This is a genomic window from Acidithiobacillus thiooxidans ATCC 19377, from assembly GCF_009662475.1.
GTDB lineage: Bacteria > Pseudomonadota > Gammaproteobacteria > Acidithiobacillales > Acidithiobacillaceae > Acidithiobacillus > Acidithiobacillus thiooxidans.
The window spans coordinates 2,426,257-2,447,478 of sequence record NZ_CP045571.1; the positions used below are offsets into that span (position 1 = coordinate 2,426,257).

General features: G+C 50.2%; 16 protein-coding genes, 1 tRNA gene and 1 pseudogene. 11 read left to right on the forward strand and 7 right to left on the reverse strand.

The features are described 5' to 3' along the window. The first annotated feature begins 93 nt into the window (after positions 1-93). The 8 genes and pseudogenes from GCD22_RS12850 to GCD22_RS12885 all read left to right on the forward strand — a co-directional run bounded on the left by GCD22_RS12850 (position 94) and on the right by GCD22_RS12885 (position 8,186). Complete coding sequence (locus GCD22_RS12850; RefSeq protein WP_483396365.1) at positions 94-918, forward strand: efflux RND transporter periplasmic adaptor subunit; 825 nt, start codon at positions 94-96, stop codon at positions 916-918. Next, on the forward strand, positions 915-2,327 hold the full coding sequence (locus GCD22_RS12855) for a TolC family protein (protein ID WP_031576097.1): 1,413 nt from the start codon (positions 915-917) through the stop codon (positions 2,325-2,327). Before GCD22_RS12850 ends, GCD22_RS12855 begins: the two co-directional genes overlap by 4 nt. 398 nt (positions 2,328-2,725) lie before the next feature. Continuing rightward, positions 2,726-2,968, forward strand: coding sequence for a hypothetical protein (locus tag GCD22_RS12860; protein WP_031576095.1), 243 nt, complete (start codon positions 2,726-2,728; stop codon positions 2,966-2,968). Further along, a complete protein-coding gene (locus GCD22_RS12865; protein WP_051690773.1) occupies positions 2,965-3,609 on the forward strand; it encodes a cytochrome b N-terminal domain-containing protein in 645 nt (214 codons plus the stop codon). Before GCD22_RS12860 ends, GCD22_RS12865 begins: the two co-directional genes overlap by 4 nt. After that, on the forward strand, positions 3,606-4,595 hold the full coding sequence (locus GCD22_RS12870) for a hypothetical protein (protein WP_031576091.1): 990 nt from the start codon (positions 3,606-3,608) through the stop codon (positions 4,593-4,595). The genes GCD22_RS12865 and GCD22_RS12870 overlap by 4 nt, the downstream gene beginning before the upstream one ends. Before the next feature lie 116 nt (positions 4,596-4,711). Next, the gene (locus GCD22_RS12875) at positions 4,712-5,056 is read left to right on the forward strand and encodes a hypothetical protein (protein WP_031576089.1); all 345 of its coding nucleotides are present in this window, start codon (positions 4,712-4,714) and stop codon (positions 5,054-5,056) included. Positions 5,057-5,943: 887 nt separating this feature from the next. Beyond that, positions 5,944-6,513, forward strand: a pseudogene (locus GCD22_RS12880) (IS630 family transposase); the annotation flags it as partial. Between the two features lie 554 nt (positions 6,514-7,067). Continuing rightward, positions 7,068-8,186 carry a hypothetical protein gene (locus tag GCD22_RS12885; protein WP_081577368.1) on the forward strand — a complete coding sequence of 373 codons (1,119 nt, stop codon included), beginning with the start codon at positions 7,068-7,070 and terminating at the stop codon, positions 8,184-8,186. Between the two features lie 1,435 nt (positions 8,187-9,621). Here GCD22_RS12885 and tnpA read toward each other — a convergent pair. Then, on the reverse strand, positions 9,622-10,053 hold the full coding sequence (tnpA, locus tag GCD22_RS12890; RefSeq protein WP_153940817.1) for an IS200/IS605 family transposase: 432 nt from the start codon (positions 10,051-10,053) through the stop codon (positions 9,622-9,624). A gap of 427 nt (positions 10,054-10,480) precedes the next feature. On the opposite strand from tnpA, the gene GCD22_RS12895 reads away from it, so the two are divergent. Beyond that, positions 10,481-10,771 carry a hypothetical protein gene (locus tag GCD22_RS12895; RefSeq protein ID WP_031573133.1) on the forward strand — a complete coding sequence of 97 codons (291 nt, stop codon included), beginning with the start codon at positions 10,481-10,483 and terminating at the stop codon, positions 10,769-10,771. Between the two features lie 309 nt (positions 10,772-11,080). Here GCD22_RS12895 and GCD22_RS12900 read toward each other — a convergent pair whose 3' ends face one another. Continuing rightward, positions 11,081-12,145, reverse strand: a complete 1,065-nt coding sequence (locus tag GCD22_RS12900) for a site-specific integrase (protein WP_081577366.1) — start codon at positions 12,143-12,145, stop codon at positions 11,081-11,083. Between the two features lie 113 nt (positions 12,146-12,258). Further along, a tRNA-Thr gene (locus GCD22_RS12905) sits at positions 12,259-12,334 on the reverse strand. Positions 12,335-12,478: 144 nt separating this feature from the next. Between GCD22_RS12905 and GCD22_RS12910 the strand changes: the two genes are divergently transcribed. Next, on the forward strand, positions 12,479-14,452 hold the full coding sequence (locus GCD22_RS12910) for an NHL repeat-containing protein (protein ID WP_081577365.1): 1,974 nt from the start codon (positions 12,479-12,481) through the stop codon (positions 14,450-14,452). Here the strand turns inward: GCD22_RS12910 and GCD22_RS12915 are convergent. Then, entirely contained in the window at positions 14,449-15,414 is a 966-nt protein-coding gene (locus GCD22_RS12915; RefSeq protein ID WP_031573120.1) for a lysylphosphatidylglycerol synthase transmembrane domain-containing protein, read from the reverse strand. The genes GCD22_RS12910 and GCD22_RS12915 overlap by 4 nt on opposite strands. 34 nt (positions 15,415-15,448) lie before the next feature. Further along, positions 15,449-16,840 carry an aminodeoxychorismate synthase component I gene (pabB, locus tag GCD22_RS12920; RefSeq protein ID WP_031573118.1) on the reverse strand — a complete coding sequence of 464 codons (1,392 nt, stop codon included), beginning with the start codon at positions 16,838-16,840 and terminating at the stop codon, positions 15,449-15,451. 131 nt (positions 16,841-16,971) lie between these two features. Between pabB and GCD22_RS12925 the strand changes: the two genes are divergently transcribed. After that, the gene (locus GCD22_RS12925; protein WP_153940930.1) at positions 16,972-18,300 is read left to right on the forward strand and encodes a TolC family outer membrane protein; all 1,329 of its coding nucleotides are present in this window, start codon (positions 16,972-16,974) and stop codon (positions 18,298-18,300) included. A 98-nt stretch (positions 18,301-18,398) separates the two neighbouring features. Here GCD22_RS12925 and GCD22_RS12930 read toward each other — a convergent pair whose 3' ends face one another. Together GCD22_RS12930 and GCD22_RS12935 are read right to left on the reverse strand one after the other, a co-directional pair. Further along, positions 18,399-19,787, reverse strand: coding sequence for an MFS transporter (locus GCD22_RS12930; RefSeq protein ID WP_031570123.1), 1,389 nt, complete (start codon positions 19,785-19,787; stop codon positions 18,399-18,401). 17 nt (positions 19,788-19,804) lie between these two features. Next, positions 19,805-21,220: a chloride channel protein gene (locus tag GCD22_RS12935; RefSeq protein ID WP_031570126.1), complete on the reverse strand. Its 1,416-nt coding sequence runs from the start codon at positions 21,218-21,220 to the stop codon at positions 19,805-19,807. Between the last annotated feature and the right edge of the window lie 2 nt (positions 21,221-21,222).

The following is a 21,222-nucleotide window of genomic DNA, read 5'->3' on the forward strand; positions in this document are numbered from 1 at the left end:
CGAAAGGCACAATATGTCCTTACTCGAACAATAGCTCAGCAAAAAGTACAAAAAGCGACGATGGATGATCAGTTATATGCGTTGGAGGGACAGTTGGCCACTTATAAAACTCAAGCAGACAGCGCCGAGATGCGACTGAAAGCGGACTTGAGCCTGCTTCGTGAGTCTGTGATCTCCCGACTACAATATGAAACGGATCAACTCACAGCCCGTAACAGTGCAGAACTTGTGGCCTCCATGAAGCGGCGAATATTGGCTTTTCGCAGAAGCTATAGGGCTCAACTTCAAGGTGAGCAATCGATGATTGCGTCAGCTCGTACCGCTCTTTTGGCGGCTCGAGCCGATGTGGCGGCCTTGCAGCCTAAGGCGGGAATGAGCGGCGAAGTACAAACAGTATCCGTACAAGCAGGTGCAAGGCTTAAATCCGGAGGCGCCATCGCCCGCATCGCTAATATCCACACGTTGAATGTGATTCTTTCGGTATCGCCTGAAGATGCTGGAGAAATTGCACGCGGTCAGGAAGCAGAAGTACGACTATCGATTCCCGAAGTGCCGATACTCCACGGCGCCGTTCAAAGAGTATCCCCCAAAGTGGTTCATGGTGAAGTGCCTGTTACCATCCGGCTTCACGGAAAACTTCCCCAAATCGCCAGGCCGCAACTGCCAGTAACCGTAGTCATCCGAGCAGGTCAATTGGCACACGCTCTTTACGTGGCAACACCTGAAGGTGCTCGGGAAGATAGAGAAGGTAAGGTCTATGTATTATCTCAAGGGGGGCATAAAGCCACACGTCGGTTGGTGCATTTCGGGTTGGCATCCTCCGCAGGCATCCAAATTCTCTCAGGACTTAAAGCGGGAGAACGTATTGTCTTGTCAGGAACACCCCACTGGGATGAAACCATGAAAATTCGCCCATGAAACAGATGCAATTGGCCTTGGTAGCAGGCGTGATTCTGATGCTTGCGAGTTTAAATGCACCGGCTTTAACTCTGGAGCATTTTTGGCAGGAAACGCTTGATCATGATCCACAAGTTCAACTATACCGTCAGCAATTAGAAGTCGCTTCTCAGTCACAACCCTTGGCTTTAGCCAAGCTGCTGCCTCAGATCAGTGTCCATGCCAGTGCACAATGGGACAACCATCGTATCCAGAAACCCTATGACAAGTATGACCCGAACAGTGTGCTTTTTTCGAGGGGCCGTCATAATATCATCCAGAGATGGTCTGCGCAGATAAGCCAGACGCTCTTCAATTGGTCCGCACTGCAAAATTATCGGGCCAGTGGTGATCAAGTCGCTGCAGCAGCGGCGCAGTATCAAGAATCGGTACAAAAACTTGAGCGTAGTGCCATTGTTGCCTATGGAAATTGGCTTCTAGCCTATGCGAACCTGCAAAACTTAAAAGCCTCTGAGAAGGGGGTCGCACGGCAAGCTTATGCAGCTGAAGCCCGCTACCGTTCCGGTACCACCGGCATTCTGGGTGCAGATGAAGCCAAAGTCGCTTTAGCCAGAATTCGGGCACAGCTTGCACAAGCTCTCGCCAAGTGGCATGGGGCGGGTGCTGTACTGGAGCAGTTTACCGGAAAAAAATCGCCCCCGGAGGCCCCTAAGCTGCCTCAAATTATCCATCTGCCGATTCACTTGGAAAAACAGTGGCAAGCTTTGGCGCTAATTCATAATCCAGCCCTTGCATCAGCTAGATATCAGTTGGATGCATCGCGCAAAGGCGTTGCAGCGGCCCAAGGGGGATTCTTACCTACTTTGACTCTTGTCCTGGCGCATCAATGGATGTCCGAAAATGGTACCTTATATTTTCAGGGGGCTCAGGAGGGGGCAGGGACTTCAGGTAGCGGCATTCCTGATCCACATCATTACATTGGGACTTCTGCTACGATACAAATGAATTGGGCAATCTTCTCAGGCGGATCCCAACAAGCAACCTTAGCGGAGGCCCAGTATCAGGAGGGGGAGAGTTTCTCTACCTTGTTGACCACTGAACGCAGCATCGAGCAAATTCTTCGCACCAGTTCTTCGGGGCTCAGTGGATCGTTGCAGCAAGCAAAAATCTATCGTTATTCATTAGCCTTGGCGAAACGTGCGAGCAGAGCGGCCGAAGATGGAGTGCGAGTGGGGCTGGTGACGGAGAACAATGCGATCATTGATCGACAAAACGCACTTAAGGTGCGTAACGATTTGAATGATGTCAATGCATCCGCCTTAATCCAGTTTGCCAATCTGGCGACAGCAGCGGGGGTGTTAACTCCGGTACTCATGCACCAAATTTCGCTCTCCCTGTCTCTCGGAGGTAATTACGCAAAGATTCCTTGAGCTCAATCACGAACACGAGCAGCATGTACTATAATAGAGCGTAAAGTTTTTGCAGGTGGTTAATGGTTTTACCAATCAAGACTAATTGGATTTGATATTATCTGAATGAGGACAGGGGGATCAGGTATAGCAGGAATTAAACTTGGGTGACTTCCGCCCTTTGACAAAACGACAAGGATTGAGTTCACAACATGGTCAACCACGGGATCCTTGAAGGAGGCCTGCTATGAGTGGCAAGTTGAGGCAGTTAGGAATGTGTTCAAGATAATTCCGTCGAGTTTCTCTTATTAAAATATCTACCTGAAGGACGGGTGCGTTTTTTCATTTTGAATCATATAGTTGCATGTTATTATATTTGATTCAAGAAGGGCTGAAGTGCAATAAAAAGGAGTTAGATAATGAGTATGAGTTCTTTGCCTATCATGCACCAACCAGCGGTAGCGCATGTCGTATTTGGTATATTTAACTTGGCATGGCCCAATATTGCTTTTTGGGGAGTGGGCCTGATCATTTTTGCTGTTGGCATCTATGCACGCATGCCTGAATTCATGGAAATGGACGCTGAAACCAGGCGTCGCTATCAACAGCAAGGTCCATTTTTATATGGCAATGGAGAGGATGACGAGGAGGCTGGGGAATGAATATCGATAAGGTGCTTCAGAAAGGTCTAAAATCTTTCCTGCCACTGAAAGATGATCTACCTACAGAGATGCCCGCCTACGTCAACTCGTTTGGTTACTTCTTTGGTACGATGACGCTCGCATCACTGGCAGTAGTATTCATGAGTGGTACGGTATTGGCTTTTTTTGGGCCGGATTGGTGGCATTTCAATAGCGTTGGACAATTTTTCAACGCTATGCATTTTTGGAGTGTTGAGGTTTTCTATCTGGCCGTCATTATGCACCTCACGTTTAAGTTTTTTAAGGCGGCTTGGCGTGGGAACCGCTTTCGTACATGGGTGAATGGATGGATTATTTTCATCATCACCATCTTTTCTGGTATTAGTGGTACTCTCCTGCAGGCCAACTGGGATGCACAGTGGAATAGTCAGCAAGGAAAGGCTGCCTTCAATGCGTTAGGCCTTTCGTGGATGAACTGGATGAATTACACGACCGTACTGACCTTGCATGTAGTCTTTTTCGCCGGTCTGATTCTCTTCTTCGTGGTGACTCACCTTGCTTTTGTGCGCAGCGAGAGTCCGGTGCATCCTATAGTCAATGGTGGTAAAGGTGAAATCGACGATGGGAATGCAAGAGCCCTTGGTGAAGGAGATGAGAAATGAGCGTTCTTTCAGATAAAAATCTTCGGGGTTATCCAATGAAGCCCTACGATATGGTGCGCGAAGGGCTGATAGTGTTTGGTGTTATGCTGACCATTATTTTGGTATTGGCTGCCGTTTGGGGGTTTCCGGGAAAGAATTACGGTCCACTGACAATTAAGGAAGTGGCTACCAAGGCTCCAGTCGCATTCCTGAAGCGCACTGTTTCCTACTTTTCTGGAACCAGTCGCCTACAGACCTATGGACCTCCTTACACCCATAATGACAACCATGCCCAACACATTGGGCCATTCTGTCCGAATTGTTGGGTAGGGGTTATATATCCACTGAATGCCAAAGTTGATTTCGTGATGCAGCCTTTGCAGCAAATTGCGGCTCTTGATCCGAATGTGGCAACCGCTCTAAACACATACCAAAATGCAAGCGCTAAGCAACAGACAGAATGGAATAACGCATATACTTCGGCACTTAATAAAGCCCAGGTTACGCATGGACGTGTAGTGTTACCGGCGGGCGATTATGGGCCAGTCCCCGTTTTGATGAACGGTATGCTTACATTTGCTCGTACGGGCTTGTTGGAAGCCGCGCTTACTTTCAATACTAACCCCAACATGGCACCCTATGAGACCAATTATACACGCCCACTTTTGTATTTGGGCGGCCCCATAATGAATACAGTAGCAGGTCATTTTGATGAAAAGGGTGGAGAGTGGGGTATGTCCCATATAGCCGGGCCTTATCCTGGAGCGTGGTGGTTGTGGCCCTATACATTCTTGTATCAGATACCAGCGATCGGAAATTCACCAAATGGTGATCTTATTGCCTTTTTGATTTTCCTCGTAATGTTATTGATTGCGGTACTGGCGCCGGTGATTCCTGGGCTTAATCGGATTCCTTACGTTATTCCAGTTTACAAGATCATATGGCGCGATTGGTATGCGAAGTATCCTTCTGGGATTCCGAGCAACGCATCAAGGAAGAGAGTATAACGCGCGGTTTTTTGTTACTGTATGACAATGTTCAAAAAAGAAGCTGGGAGTGTTAGCCTCGAAACTCTGTCGGGGCTAAGGATGGCTTGTCTAGACACAATCAATCAGGAGGTATTATGACTACGTTTGACCTGCAGGCTGCACTATCACGTGCCATGACACTAGAAAATATAGATCCTCTGGACGCTGCTACAATCGCAGCGGCCGAGCAGTTGAGCGGCAAAGACGGACTAACCTTGGACACCGCATTACCTATCCTGGGTAATGAACAGCTTATTGAACTCATTGGTTTTCTGAACGATAGCATAAACTGTCAACAGCTTTCAGAGCTTTGCGACAAAGAGTTCTATAATGCTGAACAAGCCCGAGAATGGGAAGTCACAGAACAGCAGTACCGTTTAGCTCATGAAGTCGCTCTATTGAGCCACCTCATTGAACAAAAAAAGGAAGGTATCGGTTAGTAATTTACCAGGTAATATTAGAGGATGTTTATATGGGTAGTTGGATTTGTGCTGACTGCCAATTGATTTTTTTGGTTCTGTGTTGATCTTCTTTATAAATAAATAATGCTTAATTTACATTAGATTTTGTTTTCAACTACACACTGAACCACAGCGCGAAGCTATAATGAGCGTTACATCCAGGCGACAACTATATCTCTAAGATTTATTTGCAATTTATTGGTTGGCAAGACCATAAAATATAGTAAACCTATAATTCACCAGAAATTCTAGCCTCTTCCGCAAGCAATAGAATATAGAAATACACACCGATAGATAATCCCATTATAAAAATAGACAGTACTTGCGCCACAGTGGTAAATCTTACTCCCAATGTAATGAATAGGGTAAGAGCTGGAATCAGTAGACATAACAGAGCCCATGCCAGCAAGATATGGTGATGCTTTATATCGTACTTCTTTGCCCATCGGTGAATAGGTCGAATGATAAATAACATAATTAAACCTGCTGAAAGCAACGACAAAAATTGAAGATTATCAAAAAAAATGTAGCTTCAGTTTAGGCCGTTCTGAGCAAGTGGTCAAGAGCTCTAAAATCTCAACATTGAATCAGTCAGATTGATCACTGGTCCCATTTTTGCAAACAATTTCCAAAGGTTATCTGGCGACTCACATAAGGTGGTTTTGTTGTGTATTGGGCATCCAGTAAATAAATGAGCACGTTATCATCAGCGCTCGCCGGATTTTCGGGTTACTGTGAGTAAACCGTGGCCCAGGCCACACTAGTGTGGTGTTGCACTCTTGGTGAAACTTAAGGTTTATGATGATAAAACAGCTCCATGTGGATGTGGCCCGTCTGGTAGAATTGACCACGCAGAGTAAGCCGGAGATGAAAAAAGTCAGGTACAGGCCCTGGACCGGACCCAACCGGGACTTCCCCTCAAAAAGGGCCGCGCAGAAACGATGACCCACGACTACAAACGTAATGGCACTACGACCTTGTTTGCCGCACTCAACGTGCTGGATGGCCAGGTCATCGGGCAGTGTCAACAGCGACATACCCATGTGGAATGGCTGAAGTTCCTGAAGAAAATTGATCGGCAGACGCCCAAGGACAAGGCTCTGCATCTGATCGCCGACAACTATGCGACCCATAAACACCCGGTAGTACAGGCGTGGCTCGACAAGCACCCGCGTATTCACATGCACTTTACGCCCACTTCAGCATCCTGGCTCAACATGGTCGAGCGTTTCTTTCGGGATATCACGACCCAGCGATTACGTCGTGGGGTGTTCACCAGTGTGCCTGAACTCATCCAGGCCATTGAGGGGTACATCGACCACCACAACACCCATCCCAAATCCTTCATCTTGACCAAAACCGCCCGCGACATCCTGCAAAAGGTCATTCGCGCCAACAGCCACTTAAGCAGCAAACAGAATGCAACACTACACTAGCAGCCCCTCGGCTTTAACTTCGGACTACCCCCCAATTCCCCCGTTTTTTGTGGTTTATCTGCATCTTTCTGCCATACAGACGCAAAATGACCATGCGTTTCATGTTCCAAGACATGGATATTAGATGTCACTTCTCTTGAGCCTGTCGCAGCCCGCGCAAGGAGATCTGCCGGATCCCATCACCGATTCGATGATACAGTAAATCGAATGGTTGTGATTCTCGAAAACTGTTCTTAAAAGACTGCCACGGATTACGGCCATAGTGACGAGTTGCGAAAAGCATGATGGACTGTCCGCTGAACGACCGCTTCCGCTGCAATCTCGTCATTCGCCTTCGCAAGTCAGGAATGTTTCGCCACTAGGTAACAAATGTGATTACCCGTCATAAACCATGATGCGATCCGTTACTGCACAGAACGACACCTATTGTGAACGATTCCGTTTAGCCTTTTTTGCATAATGTCTTTTTTAACGCTGTCTGTCACCGTTTTGCAGAACGATGGCTGCATAACCTATAATGCAGTTCGTTCAAAAGCCCTGTCCTAGAGGAATGCATGCCTATCCGCCCCTACCCCATCCCCATGGATGATTTCCGTAACGTGCTGACGCTTTCCCCGCTCAGCCTGGTCGAAATAGCGCGCAGATTCGGGATCAGCCGCAGCAATCTGATGGGCCTGCTCGGAGGCAATCGCACGCTCAGCGATGACAGACTCCTGCAGTTCGTGAAATGGGTGGGGCTGGTAGGGGCGGATACCCTGCACCTGACTTCTGGCATCCATTTCTGGAAAATTGCTTCCGAAACGCAAATGGAAGCATTTCTGCACCTCCCCACAGGGATATTGCCGGAATCCTTACGCTGGAGTCTGGTCCTGGAGTTTCCGCCACTGGATCGGGACTGGATACACCTCAAGGCCGATATCGGCGAGCAATGTTGGGTTTTGCTGTCCCTCCGACCGGTCTTTTTTGTTTTGCTACGGGACCGACTTCCGGGCATAGGTCGCCCAGTAGCGCTGATGTATTTACAAAAGCCGCTGAAACAAATCCTTGCCGATACCAGTAATCCGGGTTTGGCGGTTGCGTGGGCAAAGCAGCCGCAAACCCTGACTTTGGTAGATGCGCCCATGCGGGACACTCATGCAGCGGATTTGTCGGTATGGATGGCTTGGGCACGGCAGAAGTTGGCCATCGACACTAGTGATATCAGTGACCAGATTTATCCACCCGTGACAGAATCCTCCGAAGACAGACTGGACCCTGCGACTCCTTGTGCTCAGGCCTGGAACCTCTTGGCACACCGTCTGGACGTCGCCGGTGCCGCACATCCGGATATAGTCGATATCCCGATATTCCCTATGGAGCAATTCGGCCAATACCCTAGCGGCATGGTGCGGATGGATCGGAACTGGCTGGGGGATACTCTGCTGGAGCTTGGGAAAAAAGGACGGTTGCGCTGCTACGTCAGGGAAAACGGTGTGGAGAGCGTAATCGTGGCATTGTCTGCAACGACACGCTGTGGATTGCCGCCAGCCTGGGTTTCATCCCCATCATCAGATCGTTACCTGATATGGCGTGATCAACATCTGGAAATCGCTGTGCAGCTCGAGTCCAATGGCCATTGTATTGGGCCAGTGGTGGCGGCCTGGCATCGCGCTACAACCTGTATGGTTCAATAGTATCCATCCAGCCTTCAGAATTGGCGGCAGTGAACCGCTGGTCTTGTTTCGGGCATACTCTGGAAGTTGAACATGTTCCGAAAGGACTCTGGCTTTGGAGTCTAAATAGACTGGAAAACCAGAGTACAAAGGCCAATGGTGGTTGAGAATGGCGCGGGAACCAGACCTGCTCTCAGTGTATAGCATATCCGGCAATGGTTGGGTTTACCTGTGGGTGTCGGAATAGCTGCGACCGAACCATCATGCTGAATTAACCCAGTCAGGGGCCCGTATTTTTCTCCACGTGAAAAATAATAGCTTTAGCACCCATGAATGGCGAAAAACGGCTCATAGAGTAGACCGCTCACGTCGAGGAGCTGTTTTTTGCGTTCCGAAAATAATGGCGTAAATATATCATACATAAACATCTTATTTTGCTTTTCTTAAAATACTCCCCCCTCTAGGTTTATCGAATGCAATTTTATTAGCACAGAAAAAACCACAAAAAAACTCTGTTAAAAGATAGTCGGTTAACGATGTTTTCGTGTTGCTGATGACTTTTCCTCCGGGCGTGTTGGAGAGCGTTCGGCTATGCCAATTATTGGAGATAAACATCCCTATTTCCATCTTACACAATCGCCACAGTAATCTGCATTTAGGCTCATTGGAAAAATATCTAAGAGATCCTTCAAATATCAGTTTCTACAGAATGCATGGCCAAATGGCTATCTTCCATAATTTCAATGAACATCCTCGTTGTGCTTCAGTCTTGTGCTGCATCAAAAGGTACCTATTGGTATGGATTGTTGGACCTCTCGCTTTTGATTCCTGCGCAATTTTTTTTGCTAAGCAGTGCGGCATAGCAGTCAGGTTTGTGCTTGTTGCTATTTGTCACCATATTGTCACCATATTAGTGCCATTTGTCGTCATGCCAATGAATGTCACCATTTTGTCTATTTTTAAACACCAAATTGGTGACATTCATTGGATATGCACGAACCACCACATGTGTTGGATGGATCTTGCGGATTATATTTACCATAAGAGTGATTTTCTTCGAGATTGCGCTCGAATGATTACAACAATATGGGACGATGCGGAAACAAAAGATAGGCTATAAATTCATGGATTATAACGAGACAAAATGGAAAAAAGGTCTATCAATTATCGAGATTTAAAAAATACGATCATATATCCACCAAGAAGTAAGATGAAAACTTTTGGAAGGACTATGATCGCATGGAAGAGGCCTACGAATACGCCGTGCTGGCTTTTTACTCACGAATCAACAACAAATTACTCCACTCGCATAACTTTCTGATATTAGGAGTTACAGAGAATAGTAAATATCTCCCTGCAAAGCCGGGAGCTTTAGTTCATGAGCCGCTCAAAGCGGCTTAAAACGGGGACGCTAACGCGGCCACTCAGTTTTGGCGCCACCACTGGGTGGCACGGATCAGCTCCATATGTTCAACTGATCTACTCGTTCATCCTCTTTCTCCTGATAGCGAATATAATACCGAATCATCGCTTCATCTCTGCCCACCGTCGATACAAAATATCCGCGCGCCCAAAAATGCTGACCCACGGACTTACGCTTCCGTTCACCGTAAGTCCGTGCTAAATGGATCGCGCTCTTGCCCTTGATGTAACCCACCACACTGGATACTGCGTACTTCGGCGGTATCGAAATCAGCATAGGCCCATGGTCAACCATCAGATGTCCTTCTTCTATCCGGCTTTCCTTATGCCGGGACAAAGCCCGAAATACCTCTCCAAGATCATTCCGTAACTGACCATACAACACCCTACGTCGGCACTTCGGAATAAATACTATGTGATATTTACACTCCCACCTGCTGTGCCTTAGGCCCAATATCTCGTCGATCGGTTTCTACTTCGTCGTGTGCTTGGCGGCTCACAGCGTCGGTTCTCCGATGGACGCCACTATATGTCAAACATCTACTGTCACCCCGGCAGAGCCAGGGAATTTCCTGTTTTTCGTTAAAAGTAACTTATAGAAACGCATTTTTATTGAGATTTTATGATTACAGTTGTGATACTGAGGTGGCTTTTGAATAGATTTCCATGAAAATTTTTAATGCTCTATAAAAAATTTAAAACAGACGGACGGATGGCAAGTGACAAAGCCGCCTACTCGGCATATCATTGATTAGCAAATAATAAACTTAAAATAAGAGCACGGTTTGGGTGCGTGCTGGTAGCATAATGTTTATTATAATCAATGTAGTTGGCTAGGTATCAACAGGGAAGAGTGTTGATGGGTAGCTTGGCGATAAGTATGGGGTAACAAATTGCAGTTTTCCGGTGTGCGGGACTTTGATCTGGTCCAATCCAGCAGCGCCTTGCGGGATTCATTGCTGCAGAACTGGGCGGCCGGCGGAGATGTAACACATTGTTATCTGGCAGTATTTACATTTTTCGGTAATACGGCTCCGGATGGCCCCGGCTTTGCCATAGCGGTTCGCACTGGCCAGCCAAAGAGCTTTTATATGCCTCCCCAGGTCGAAAAAAATCCTGAAAACAGTATCCCGGATTCAGGGCAATGGTACGCCGTGTTTAACATGCCCGGCAATATGATTTGATTGGGCAATATGCCATCCATAATGGGAAAATGTATTGCATTCATATCTCTCCGCCCACAAACTCAAACTGACGGTGGCCTTTTTTGCGGGGGTTTGCTACACCCCGATCATAATCACGATATATCACCTTGGATGGCGTCCAATTTAGACTTGGCATTATTGCTGGAATGACTTCTATCCGGTCTATGAGGCATCCCAATGAGATACTTTATAGGCTTTTATAACAATTTTATTGTATTTATTTTTTGACTATATGTTTGATAGTCAAAAAAATGCAACGGAAGGGACTTTTTTGGGTCATATGGGGTTTCAGTCCAATCTTTTGGCCAGATCTTCAGCTTTTAAGTGAGTGTACCGCTTCAACATCTGCAAGGTCTTGTGGCCGGTAATTGCAGACGCTTCCATTGGGTTGAAGCCTTTTTCAAAAAAACGGCTAGTGGCTTCGTGTCGCAGGTCGTGAAAATGCAAGTCCTCGATGCCAGCACGGGCGCAGTTACGGGCAAAGGCTTGTTTTATCGCCTCGTATGTTGTTCCAAATACGCGGCCATCGTCATGTGACCGGGGCAATTCCTGCAGCAACTGAATGGCCCGACTGGATAAAGGAACTGTTCGTGCGTCGCCATTTTTCGTCTTGGTCAGGTGTGCCGTGCGTTTTTTTAAATCAATGTCTGACCATTGCAAGCCATCGCTGACTTTCGTTTTAACCTTGTTCCCTTCGGCATCTTTCAGATACCTCCATGTTTCCAGTATTTCACCGGCCCGCATGGCGGTTTCAATCGCAAATAGAATTGCGGGACGCAACCATGCGGTCAACCCTTCGTCGCACGCAGCCAGCAGACGTGTTTCTTCGTCATCAATTAATCGCCTATCTCTGCCTTGGGGCAACTTGGGTTTGCGGACCAATTCAACTGGGTTGTCTAAAGAGGACATCCGCCACTCTTTCTTTGCGACATTGTATAAATTGGAAAGCAGGGCAAGATGAAGCCTGATCGTGTTTGGCCCCTTCCCTTCGGCTTCCATCTCTTTTATTGACATTGCCACATCCTGCCCCTCAATGGATGCCATAAAGCGCTTTGCAATGGGGCGTTTTTGCCATTGCCTCAGATAGCCTATTTCTCGATCTCCGCTTTTCTTAGTTGGGATGATTTCTTGAGCGTAACGATTAAGCGCATCCTTGAGCGTGGTATGTTCTGCTTCACTCCGGTCCCGCCAGATGCCCTTGTCCATTTCGTTTTCAATGGACCGTGCCCATTGCTCTGCATCTTTTTTCTGTCGGAAGGTTTTGGAACTTGTGGGGTATCCCTTTCGGATTACCCGCGCTTGCCAGCCAATTAGGTTCTTGTCCCGGTCATAACGAGGGCCAATGGATGCCATTTTTCGTTCTCCTGCTCAATCATACTTGTGATGCATTTGAGCATTTATTGAGCGAAAATTCAATTTGGCAAAGAAAAAGGACTTATCCATAAGCATAAGTCATTGTTTTAATTTGGTGCTGGCGAGAGGAATCGAACCCCTGACCCACTGATTACAAATCAGTAGCTCTACCGACTGAGCTACGCCAGCATCTCGGATACTGAATTATATCTTGATGCCACGCCCTGTGGCAACGCATCATACCGCCATGAGCACAGTAATCCGTTACACTCGAAGCCAGACCATGCTTTCTCGGGCCATTTGACGCATTTAATCATAGTGAGGCGGTTCTACATGCATAATCGTCGTACCTTCCTGAAATTTGCCGGACTGAGTGGAGTGGCGCTGCCGGTTGCGGGTATTGCTTTTTACTCTCACAACCTGATCTCTCGGGCTTTTGCAGGTTCAGAGCTGTCACTGCTGCATGGACAATATTCCACCTCGTGGATTGGCAACAGCTTTGCCGGAAAGGGTCAAAACGGTTCCGGTCGCTGGGTTCAGGATGAAATTGTGGCCATGACTGTCACGGATGATGGTACCGTGCTGACCGCATCCTTGTGGGATGAGGCTGGGCGTTGTACCGGCCTATATCGGGACAATGATACCAATGTCCAATGTCTCATGGCCGATGGGGAAGTCCGTTCAAGGGCCTGGGGTTGGGGCACCGCAGGAACCAGTGTAGCCGTAATCGGCCATCTGCTTTTTATCACCAATACTGCAGGGGACTTATTACAATTTTATTGGAGCGATCCACACAATATTCAATCGGCCATTAAATACCAGGCGCACAGCAAATCCGGATTGGCACTCGCCATGGCAGGACGCGCAGAAACCCTGGCCTTGGCCCTCAAAGGAGGCGGCATTCAGATCCGCAATCCGCAGGATATGAGCGTCCGCAACACCCTTCCATTATCGGATATCACCGGCCTCGCCATCGACTCGAAAAACTCCTTGTGGGTGATACAAAAAGGGCAAATCCTGCATTATGGTTTGGATGGTCAGATATTGCCCAGTCGGATTGGCAATGTGGCCAAAGCTACGGCTATTTCCATCGATAAAAATGATGTTCTGCTGATTTGCGATAATGGTCCGGATCAACAGGTACTGAGTTATACCCTCTCTTCTAAACCACAACTCAATCAGCGTTATGGGGTTCAGGGTGGGCTGCGGGCGGGCACACCGGGAAAAATGGCTGCCAACAAGTTTTTTGCCCTGCGCGGGGCCGGCCTGGATGCTGCTGGTAATCTTTATGTCGGCATGTGTTTTGGACCCAATTCCAATTCTCCGGTGCTTATTCGTTCTTTAAACCCCCAGCAGCAATTGCGTTGGGAGTTATCAAAATATGCCTGGGTGACCGCTTTCTGTTTTGACCCCCGCAGTGATGGCACAGTGGTTTATGGTCCTGAATCCATTTTTTCCTATGAGCCTGACCAGGAGCCCGGCAAAGGCTGGCAGGCAGAGGCCATTACTCTGGACGCTGTGCGCTACCCTGATGATCCACGCATTATGGGCAAAGATGCCTGCTCCACCGAACTACGCCATCTGCAGGGGAAAAGACTGCTGTACACCATGGGACAAACCGGAGGCGGATACGACTTATACGCCTTTGAACCGGCCCCAAGCCAAATTGCCCATCATGTGGCCAGCCTCAAGGGCGATGGATTTGCCTGGAACGTGGACGCGGAAGGGGGTATCTGGCGTGGGCAAACACCCGATCAAAACATCTGGCATTATGCCTTTGCTGCTTGGTCTGATGCGGGCATTCCCCGTTTTAAATCTCCGGTAAAATATCCGGTGCCCGAATTATTTACCCGGGTGACTCGTGCACATTATGACAGCAGCAGCGATAGTCTCTATATCGGTGGCTACACCGCCAATAAAGGCAAAAAAAGCTGGGGGCTGATAGGCGCAGTCGTCGCGCGCTATGATCACTGGAAAAGCGGAAAAGCGCAATTTCGCTGGGCGGCCAATATGCCCGAAGACGGACATGGCTTACCACCAAAAGCATTTGATATTGCCGGTGATTATCTGTTTACCATCGCCGTATTTCCCACCGCAGGCAAGGATGCGGTAGTAACTATTTTCCGCCTCGACAATGGGGCAAAGGTAGGGAACATTTCACCGGGAGCGGCGGTGGGCAATCAAAGCGGTTGGGTGGACATGATTCACGCTGTTCATGCCCTGCGCCGGAAAAACGGGCAGTACCTGATCATGGTCGAAGAAGATGCTCGCGGTAAAAATATTGTTTATCAGTGGACACCGGCCTAATGCTGCAGATCAGGCGGTGCTTCATGATGACGGTGTAATCCTATCCACAACAAGGCACCCGGCAGACTGGTCAGGACCATGGTGAAGCCGAGCAACAGGGAAAGCGCCAAAGCCTGATCATGCCCCATGTGCAAATAGCCCAGATAGAAAACCATCAGGCCTTCTCGCAGCCCCCAACCGGCAAAGGATATGGGCAGGGCCAGAAACAGACTGATTACCGGCCACACTACCCAGAGTGCTACGGCGTCCGGGGCCTCGCCAAGAGCATGGGCGAGTAGCCAGAAGGTCAGAACTGATATGCACTGAATCGTAAAAGACAGAACAATGGTCGCGCTCAATGCCAGACGATGGCGCAGCAGTGCGCTCATCCCCAACCGAATATCATGAAGCTTGTCGCCGAGTTTTCCGGAAATTTTTTCGAGAAAATTCAGTAGCGGGCTTAAAATGAGAAGAACAATCAGTGCATAGGCATATAGCAGAATCCCGATGGTCCAGCCCATTTGCGGGAGCAGCCCCACCCTTGCTCCACCCAGAGCAAAGGCGACCGCTGCAATGACAATCAAAGCGCCCATCCCCATAAAGCGGTCACCAAAAACCGCTGCAAGCGCCAGCGGCATGGAACCGGTTTGCTGACGGGTGTACCAGGCACGAATCACATCACCGGAAACCGCCCCGGGCAATACCTGATTAAAATAGGCCCCAACCCAATTCAGCCGCAACAACCAGAGGATGGGAGCCGTGCGCTCCATAGCCAAGAGAATAATGCGCCAGCGAATAACCGATACCGATAAATTCAGAGCATAGGAGGCCATGGCCGCGACAAACCACCAGGGCCGCATTTCTGCAAAACGTTGACTGAGCGACGGCCAGTTGGTGTTATGCAAAAGCCAGAACAGAACGCCAATGGTAAAAACAATTTGTAACAGCAGTTGCCATCGGGTGTGGAGTTTTTTTCGGGACATGCCTGACTTTCAAAAGTGAATCAAGGGTCGGACTCTATGCGAGACCGCGCAGTGCTGCAAGTTCCCGATGGAACAAAGCCACCTTGTCCAGGCTTTCCTGATACTCCGCAGTAGCCACAGAGTCCGAGACAATGCCTCCACCTCCCCAGAACTGCAGTTCTCCCTGGCTGGCCGTGATGGTACGGATAGCAATATTCATATCCATTCTTCCACTGCGGTCGATATAACCGATGCTGCCACAATAAAGGCCGCGCGATGCGGCTTCGAGTTCATGGATGATTTCCATGGCACGACGCTTGGGCGCACCCGTGATGGACCCTCCCGGAAAGCAGGCAGCCAATGCGTGAAGGGGGTCTAATCCATCCTGTAATTGGGCTTCCACCACACTGACCAGATGATGGACCTGGGCGTTGGATTCCAGACCACAAAGCTGGGTCACCTGCATGGAACCTGTTTTCGCTACCTTACCCAGATCATTGCGCAGCAAATCCACAATCATCACATTTTCCGCACGATCCTTGGGGCTATGCAGCAGGTCTTCGGCCAGGCGGATATCCTGCACAGCATCTGCAGAGCGGGGCCGTGTCCCTTTGATGGGCCGAACCTGCATTTGTCCCTGGCGGACCTGCAGCAATCTCTCTGGGGAAAAGCTCAATGCACTCCCCCAGGGAAAGCACAGATAAGCCGAAAAAGCTGCCGGATTCATTGATCGCATCTGCTGATATAAATACCAGGGTGAGCCACTAAAGGCGGCAGAAAACTTTTGTGCCAAATTGATCTGATAACAATCACCGGCGTGAATATAAGCCTCCACCTGACGAAAAGCCTGGTGATATTGGGCGGGAGACCATTGTGCTTGCACCGCTCCGTGCGTCTGGAACACCGGCCATAGGGCAGGCTCCCGGACAGCTGCCAATCGGGCTTCCCATTGTAAACGTACACTGGCCATCTGATCTTCCGGGGCAAGCAGCCAGGAACAAGACTCCAGATGGTCAACCATGAAGGCCGTATCGTAAACGCCAAAGGCTGCTTCGGGCCAGGTCGCAGTCGCGGACATTGCAAGCCCCTGCTCCGCCAAAGCAAAATCATAAGCCAGGTAACCCAGAACCCCGCCGGTAAAGGGCAGATCTTCGCCCTGAGGCAACTGCGTTGCAGGCAGATTGGCAAGACTTTCCCGCAAGACCTGCCACAATGAAGATGTCGAAAGCTGTGCGGGCTGATTGCCATCGGCCACCCACAATTGTCCTTGATGCTGCCAGATACGGCGACGCGGTTGCGTCACCATAATGCTGTATCTCCCCTGCCCTGGCGTCCGGGCACTACTATCCAGCCACTGCGACCAATCTGTTTCGGCAAGACTTGCAAATACCTTCTCAAGACGATCGGGATAGGCCAAAGCACAGCAAACCAAGGGAGACAACGTCATGATCCTGCCAAAAATATCGCCAAATAGAGCTTCGTAGCATAAGCGATGAAAAGCCCTTTGCCCACGAGCTCTTGACTACCGACCGATCGGTCGGTATTGTCTGGAATCTCCTTCAGGCTCAGGAAATGCCCATGCACGCCCATCGTTCTGCTTTGTCGTTGCTTGCCGCTGCGTTGCTGTTGAGCAGCAGTTCTGCCTGGGCAGAAAACCTGATTGACGCCTATCAGCAGGCCTACCATACCGATCCGGTACTGGCCCAGGCCCGCGCCGAACTGGCCGCGCAAATGCAGGACAAGCCCCTGGCGCGTTCAGCCTTGCTGCCCCATGTGGGGGTTGGTGCAGCGGTGGGCTTCAATACCGCCGACATTACCGGCTTTGGCAATATCGATATTAATCGCGCCTATTTGTCCGACAGCTACAGCGTCAATATCACCCAATCCGTATTCAACGGCCAGGCCTGGACGGCGCTGAAACAGGCAGACTCGCGCATACAGGCCAGTGCTGCCGGCCTGACCTACACCGAACAGCAGCTCGCCCTGCAGGTCGCCAAGGCCTATTTCGGGGTGCTGGAAGCCCAGGCCCAGGAACGGGTGGCGCAAAAGCAGAAATCGCTGCTGGAAAGCATTTATCAGCAAACCGAAGCCACCCTGAAAATAGGCACGGGAGACATTATCGCCGTGCGTGAAGCCCAAGCCCGGGTTGATGCCGCCGAAGCCGATCTCATCAAAGCCAGCAACGGGGTGGCGATCGCCGAGAAACAGTTACAGCGCCTGACCCATCATCCCATCGGCGTGCTGGAACCTTTAGGCCATTATCGGGCCCTGGGTCCGCAGCCTGATGATATGCAGAGCTGGGTGCACAGTGCTGTTCAGGATCAGCCGCTGATGCACCAGGCCCAGGCCCAGCTCCACACCGCCCAGCAGGAAGTCCAATACCATCAGCGCGCGCGCTGGCCGGTGGTCAACCTGCAGGGTGTAGCCCAGCATGCCCTCGGGAATCCCTTTCCGGGGCTGGTCATGAATCAGGCCGGCGTCAGCCTGAACTTGTCGGTCCCCCTGTATGAAGGCGGTAACATTTCCGCCTCCGTGCAAAAAGCCCAGGCGCAAACCGTAGCCAGTGTGGATCATGTTGCCAATGTGCGCGATGACGTCACCCTGAACACCCAAACTGCTTTTCTCAATCTGAAAAACAGTGTGGCGCAGCTCAAGGCCGCCAAAGAAACCGTGGACTCTGCCAAACTATCCCTGGAAGGAACGCGCAAGGGCTATGAAGTGGGCACCCGCTCCATCATCGACCTGCTGCACACCGCCACCGACTACGTGCGGGCCGAGCAGGACTACAACGTCGCTTTCTACAATCAGGTAATTGCCCGGGTGCAGCTCAAGGCCGCCTCCGGACAAATCAATATGGCGGACCTGCAGGCTATCAATGCGCTGTTGATAAAAAGTGCCTCGTCCTGAAAACAGCTAAAACAATTTCATAAGCCCAAAAGGAATGTTAGAGCAAAAACCTCCCCGCCAAGGGCCGTTTCTGACTATAAAAAACTGTCGGATCCGGCTCAGGTATCCGCCAGCACGCCCATCACTGCCTGCTCGTCATACACTTTGCTGTCCACCTTGCAGTAGACCGCGCCTTCATCCTTGAATACCGCTACCTCAGCAATACCCGGAAGCGCCAGCAAACGGGTCTCCAGATTACTCTGACGCTCGGCAGATTCCGTCAAGGTAAACACCCGCGTCGCCAGGTAACGGGGCCTTTGCATGGTCAGGGCAACCACCAGCCAGATGGCATAAATAATGGCTACCGCCCAGAAAATATGGCTGTAATTACGCGCCCCCGGAATATACAGCAAACCACCCAGCAAGCCTCCACAAAAAGCACCCAGAAATTCGGACGTGGTGTAGACACCGGTTGCCGTACCTTTGGCACCGGGATGACAGAATTTGGCGACCAACGAAGGCAGGCTGGCTTCAAGCACATTGAAGCCCATGAAAAACAGGAAAAGCGCTACGGCAATCAGCCAGATATTATGAGCTGACAGCGCCATCAAAATGACCGAAACCAGTAAGATCGCAATGGCGATGATGAATACTTCCTTGAGCTTCCGCTTGGCTTCACCCACGATAATCATCGGCAGCATGGCTACAAAAGAGAGCAGCATGACCGGCAAATATAGCATCCATTGATCATTCAGGCTGAGCAGGGGATGCCGGGGATCAATCAGCACCAGCGGCAGCACCACGAATATGGCCGTGAGTCCGGTATGCAGGGAAAAAATGCCAAAATCCAGACGCAACAAACTGGGATCGCGCAACACCTCGCCCAACATGGCCGGGCTCATTTCCGCATCGCGATGAAAGCGGGTGGGAACCGCCGGAATCACCAGGTAAAGAACGCCAATGGCGGCAAGGGACAAGACCGCAGTGAACCAGAATATGCCACTCACCCCAATCCAGCCTGCAAGCGGTGCAGAAAGAATCAGGGAAATACTGAAACTGATGCCAATGGTAATGCCGATAATCGCCATAGCCTTGGTCCAGCGTTCTTCCCGGACCAGGTCGGCGGTCAGGGCAATAATGGCAGCCGCCACTGCGCCAGCCCCTTGCACAATACGGCCAATCAACAACCATTCAATACTGGTCGCCGTAGCAGCGATGGCGCTGCCAATGGCAAAAATCAGCAGCCCTATGGCAATGACCGGCTTGCGTCCCCATTTGTCAGAAAGTTTGCCGAAGGGAATCTGAAAAAAGGCCTGGGTCAGTCCATAGGCTCCCAGAGCAATACCTATTAACACCGGATGGTTCATGGCACCTCGTAAACCATGGGCATAAACAGAAAACACCGGGAGAACCAGAAAGAGTCCCAACAATCGCAGGCCAAATATTCCGGCCAGGGAAAATACGGCGCGGCGTTCCTTTTGATTGAGTGCGGCTTCAGGGTTTTTCATGTACGGCTCCTTGCTGGCTATTTATCGGACGATTTATCCGGGTGGATTTTTTCCTGGACAACATAATGATTTTCCAGAATATCCAGACCCTTTTTGAAGAGCGGGTAGGTATAAATACTTTGCTCCAGAAACACCCGGCGCAATGCAAAAGCCGTCAGTGAGGTGACCATGGCCGGGAGCAGAATATGATAATTATTCGTCAATTCCACCACCATGACCGGCGCACTGATCAGGGCTCCGGTACTTGCCCCAACCATCCCCGCCATTCCGCACATGGCAAATAGTGGAATACTGCCATGCCAACCCAGCAAGCCCTCTGCCAGATAACCAACGCCTGCACCCATGGCCGCCCCCATAAACAGGGAAGGCGAAAAAATCCCGCCAGAACCGCCCGTACCAATGGTCAGGCTGGTGGCAACGCCCTTCAGAATCAACAGTAAAATCAGAAAGCCGAGCAGGTGTAAGTGACCGGTCAAAATTTCCGAAATAGCAAAATAACTGCCACCAATCAGGTAATAATGGCCGGTAAACCAGAACATTCCATACAGGAGCAACCCCACCAGTAACATGGCGCTCATGTGTCGCAAATAAGGATTGGGCAAGTAGTGTTTGCTGGTCTGCCCTGTCCAGGTCAGCAACTGTATGAACAAAAAGCTCATCAAACCTGCCACAATGCCCAGCAGCGCAAAAGCCGGAAGCATCAGGCTCCCGGAAAGTGTCGGTGTGGGCACATAGGCGAGAATATGAAAATTGCCCAGACCGGTTTCCGTGATCCAGGTCGCGGAAACCGTTGCTACCAGCGTGGATAACACCGTCCAGGGGCGCCAGTCGGGCACAATGACTTCCATGGCAAAAAACCAGCCACCCAGAGGGGCATTAAAAACCGCTGCGATGCCCGCACCGACTCCGCAACCCACCAGATGAATACGGCGACTGTCGGACATGGGCAGCACATGGCCCATTAATGCGCCCATTGCCGCACCAAACTGCATGGCGGGTCCCTCGCGCCCCGCAGAACCTCCCGAACCCAGAGTCAGCGCCGTCGCCAGTGGCCGTAAAACGGCAATAATGGGGCGTATGCGTCCGCCATCCGTGTGCACCGACTCCATCACCTGACTGACGCCTGCACCTTCAACTTCCGTGGTGACCCGTTGCACCAGAATGGTGACCAGAAAGGCACCCAATACCGGCACCAGAATCACCCACGGTCCCCAACGTGCTGGTGTGGATGGCAAATGCTCGTTGTAATAAAAACTCCAGCTTCCCTGAAAAAACAGGTTGTGGAGCAGCGCTACCAGATAATGGAAAAGCAAAGCACCACCACCGGCTAACAAGCCCACAAGGGCACCAAGAAGGATCAAGCCGGGCCCTTCACCCACCGGGGAAAGCCGATCATGGAGAGTGCGGCACAGGCTTGTCCATGCCTGTTTCATCG

What these genes read in the sequence shown, in the direction of transcription:
- GCD22_RS12935 (WP_031570126.1), bottom strand. Translation starts at nt 21,220, where the DNA reads ATGAAACAGGCATGGACAAGCCTGTGCCGCACTCTCCATGATCGGCTT.
- GCD22_RS12860 (WP_031576095.1), top strand. Translation starts at nt 2,726, where the DNA reads ATGAGTATGAGTTCTTTGCCTATCATGCACCAACCAGCGGTAGCGCAT.
- GCD22_RS12925 (WP_153940930.1), top strand. Translation starts at nt 16,972, where the DNA reads ATGCACGCCCATCGTTCTGCTTTGTCGTTGCTTGCCGCTGCGTTGCTG.
- GCD22_RS12930 (WP_031570123.1), bottom strand. Translation starts at nt 19,787, where the DNA reads ATGAAAAACCCTGAAGCCGCACTCAATCAAAAGGAACGCCGCGCCGTA.
- pabB (WP_031573118.1), bottom strand. Translation starts at nt 16,840, where the DNA reads ATGACGTTGTCTCCCTTGGTTTGCTGTGCTTTGGCCTATCCCGATCGT.
- GCD22_RS12855 (WP_031576097.1), top strand. Translation starts at nt 915, where the DNA reads ATGAAACAGATGCAATTGGCCTTGGTAGCAGGCGTGATTCTGATGCTT.
- GCD22_RS12915 (WP_031573120.1), bottom strand. Translation starts at nt 15,414, where the DNA reads ATGTCCCGAAAAAAACTCCACACCCGATGGCAACTGCTGTTACAAATT.
- GCD22_RS12870 (WP_031576091.1), top strand. Translation starts at nt 3,606, where the DNA reads ATGAGCGTTCTTTCAGATAAAAATCTTCGGGGTTATCCAATGAAGCCC.
- GCD22_RS12900 (WP_081577366.1), bottom strand. Translation starts at nt 12,145, where the DNA reads ATGGCATCCATTGGCCCTCGTTATGACCGGGACAAGAACCTAATTGGC.
- GCD22_RS12910 (WP_081577365.1), top strand. Translation starts at nt 12,479, where the DNA reads ATGCATAATCGTCGTACCTTCCTGAAATTTGCCGGACTGAGTGGAGTG.
- GCD22_RS12865 (WP_051690773.1), top strand. Translation starts at nt 2,965, where the DNA reads ATGAATATCGATAAGGTGCTTCAGAAAGGTCTAAAATCTTTCCTGCCA.
- GCD22_RS12875 (WP_031576089.1), top strand. Translation starts at nt 4,712, where the DNA reads ATGACTACGTTTGACCTGCAGGCTGCACTATCACGTGCCATGACACTA.
- GCD22_RS12885 (WP_081577368.1), top strand. Translation starts at nt 7,068, where the DNA reads ATGCCTATCCGCCCCTACCCCATCCCCATGGATGATTTCCGTAACGTG.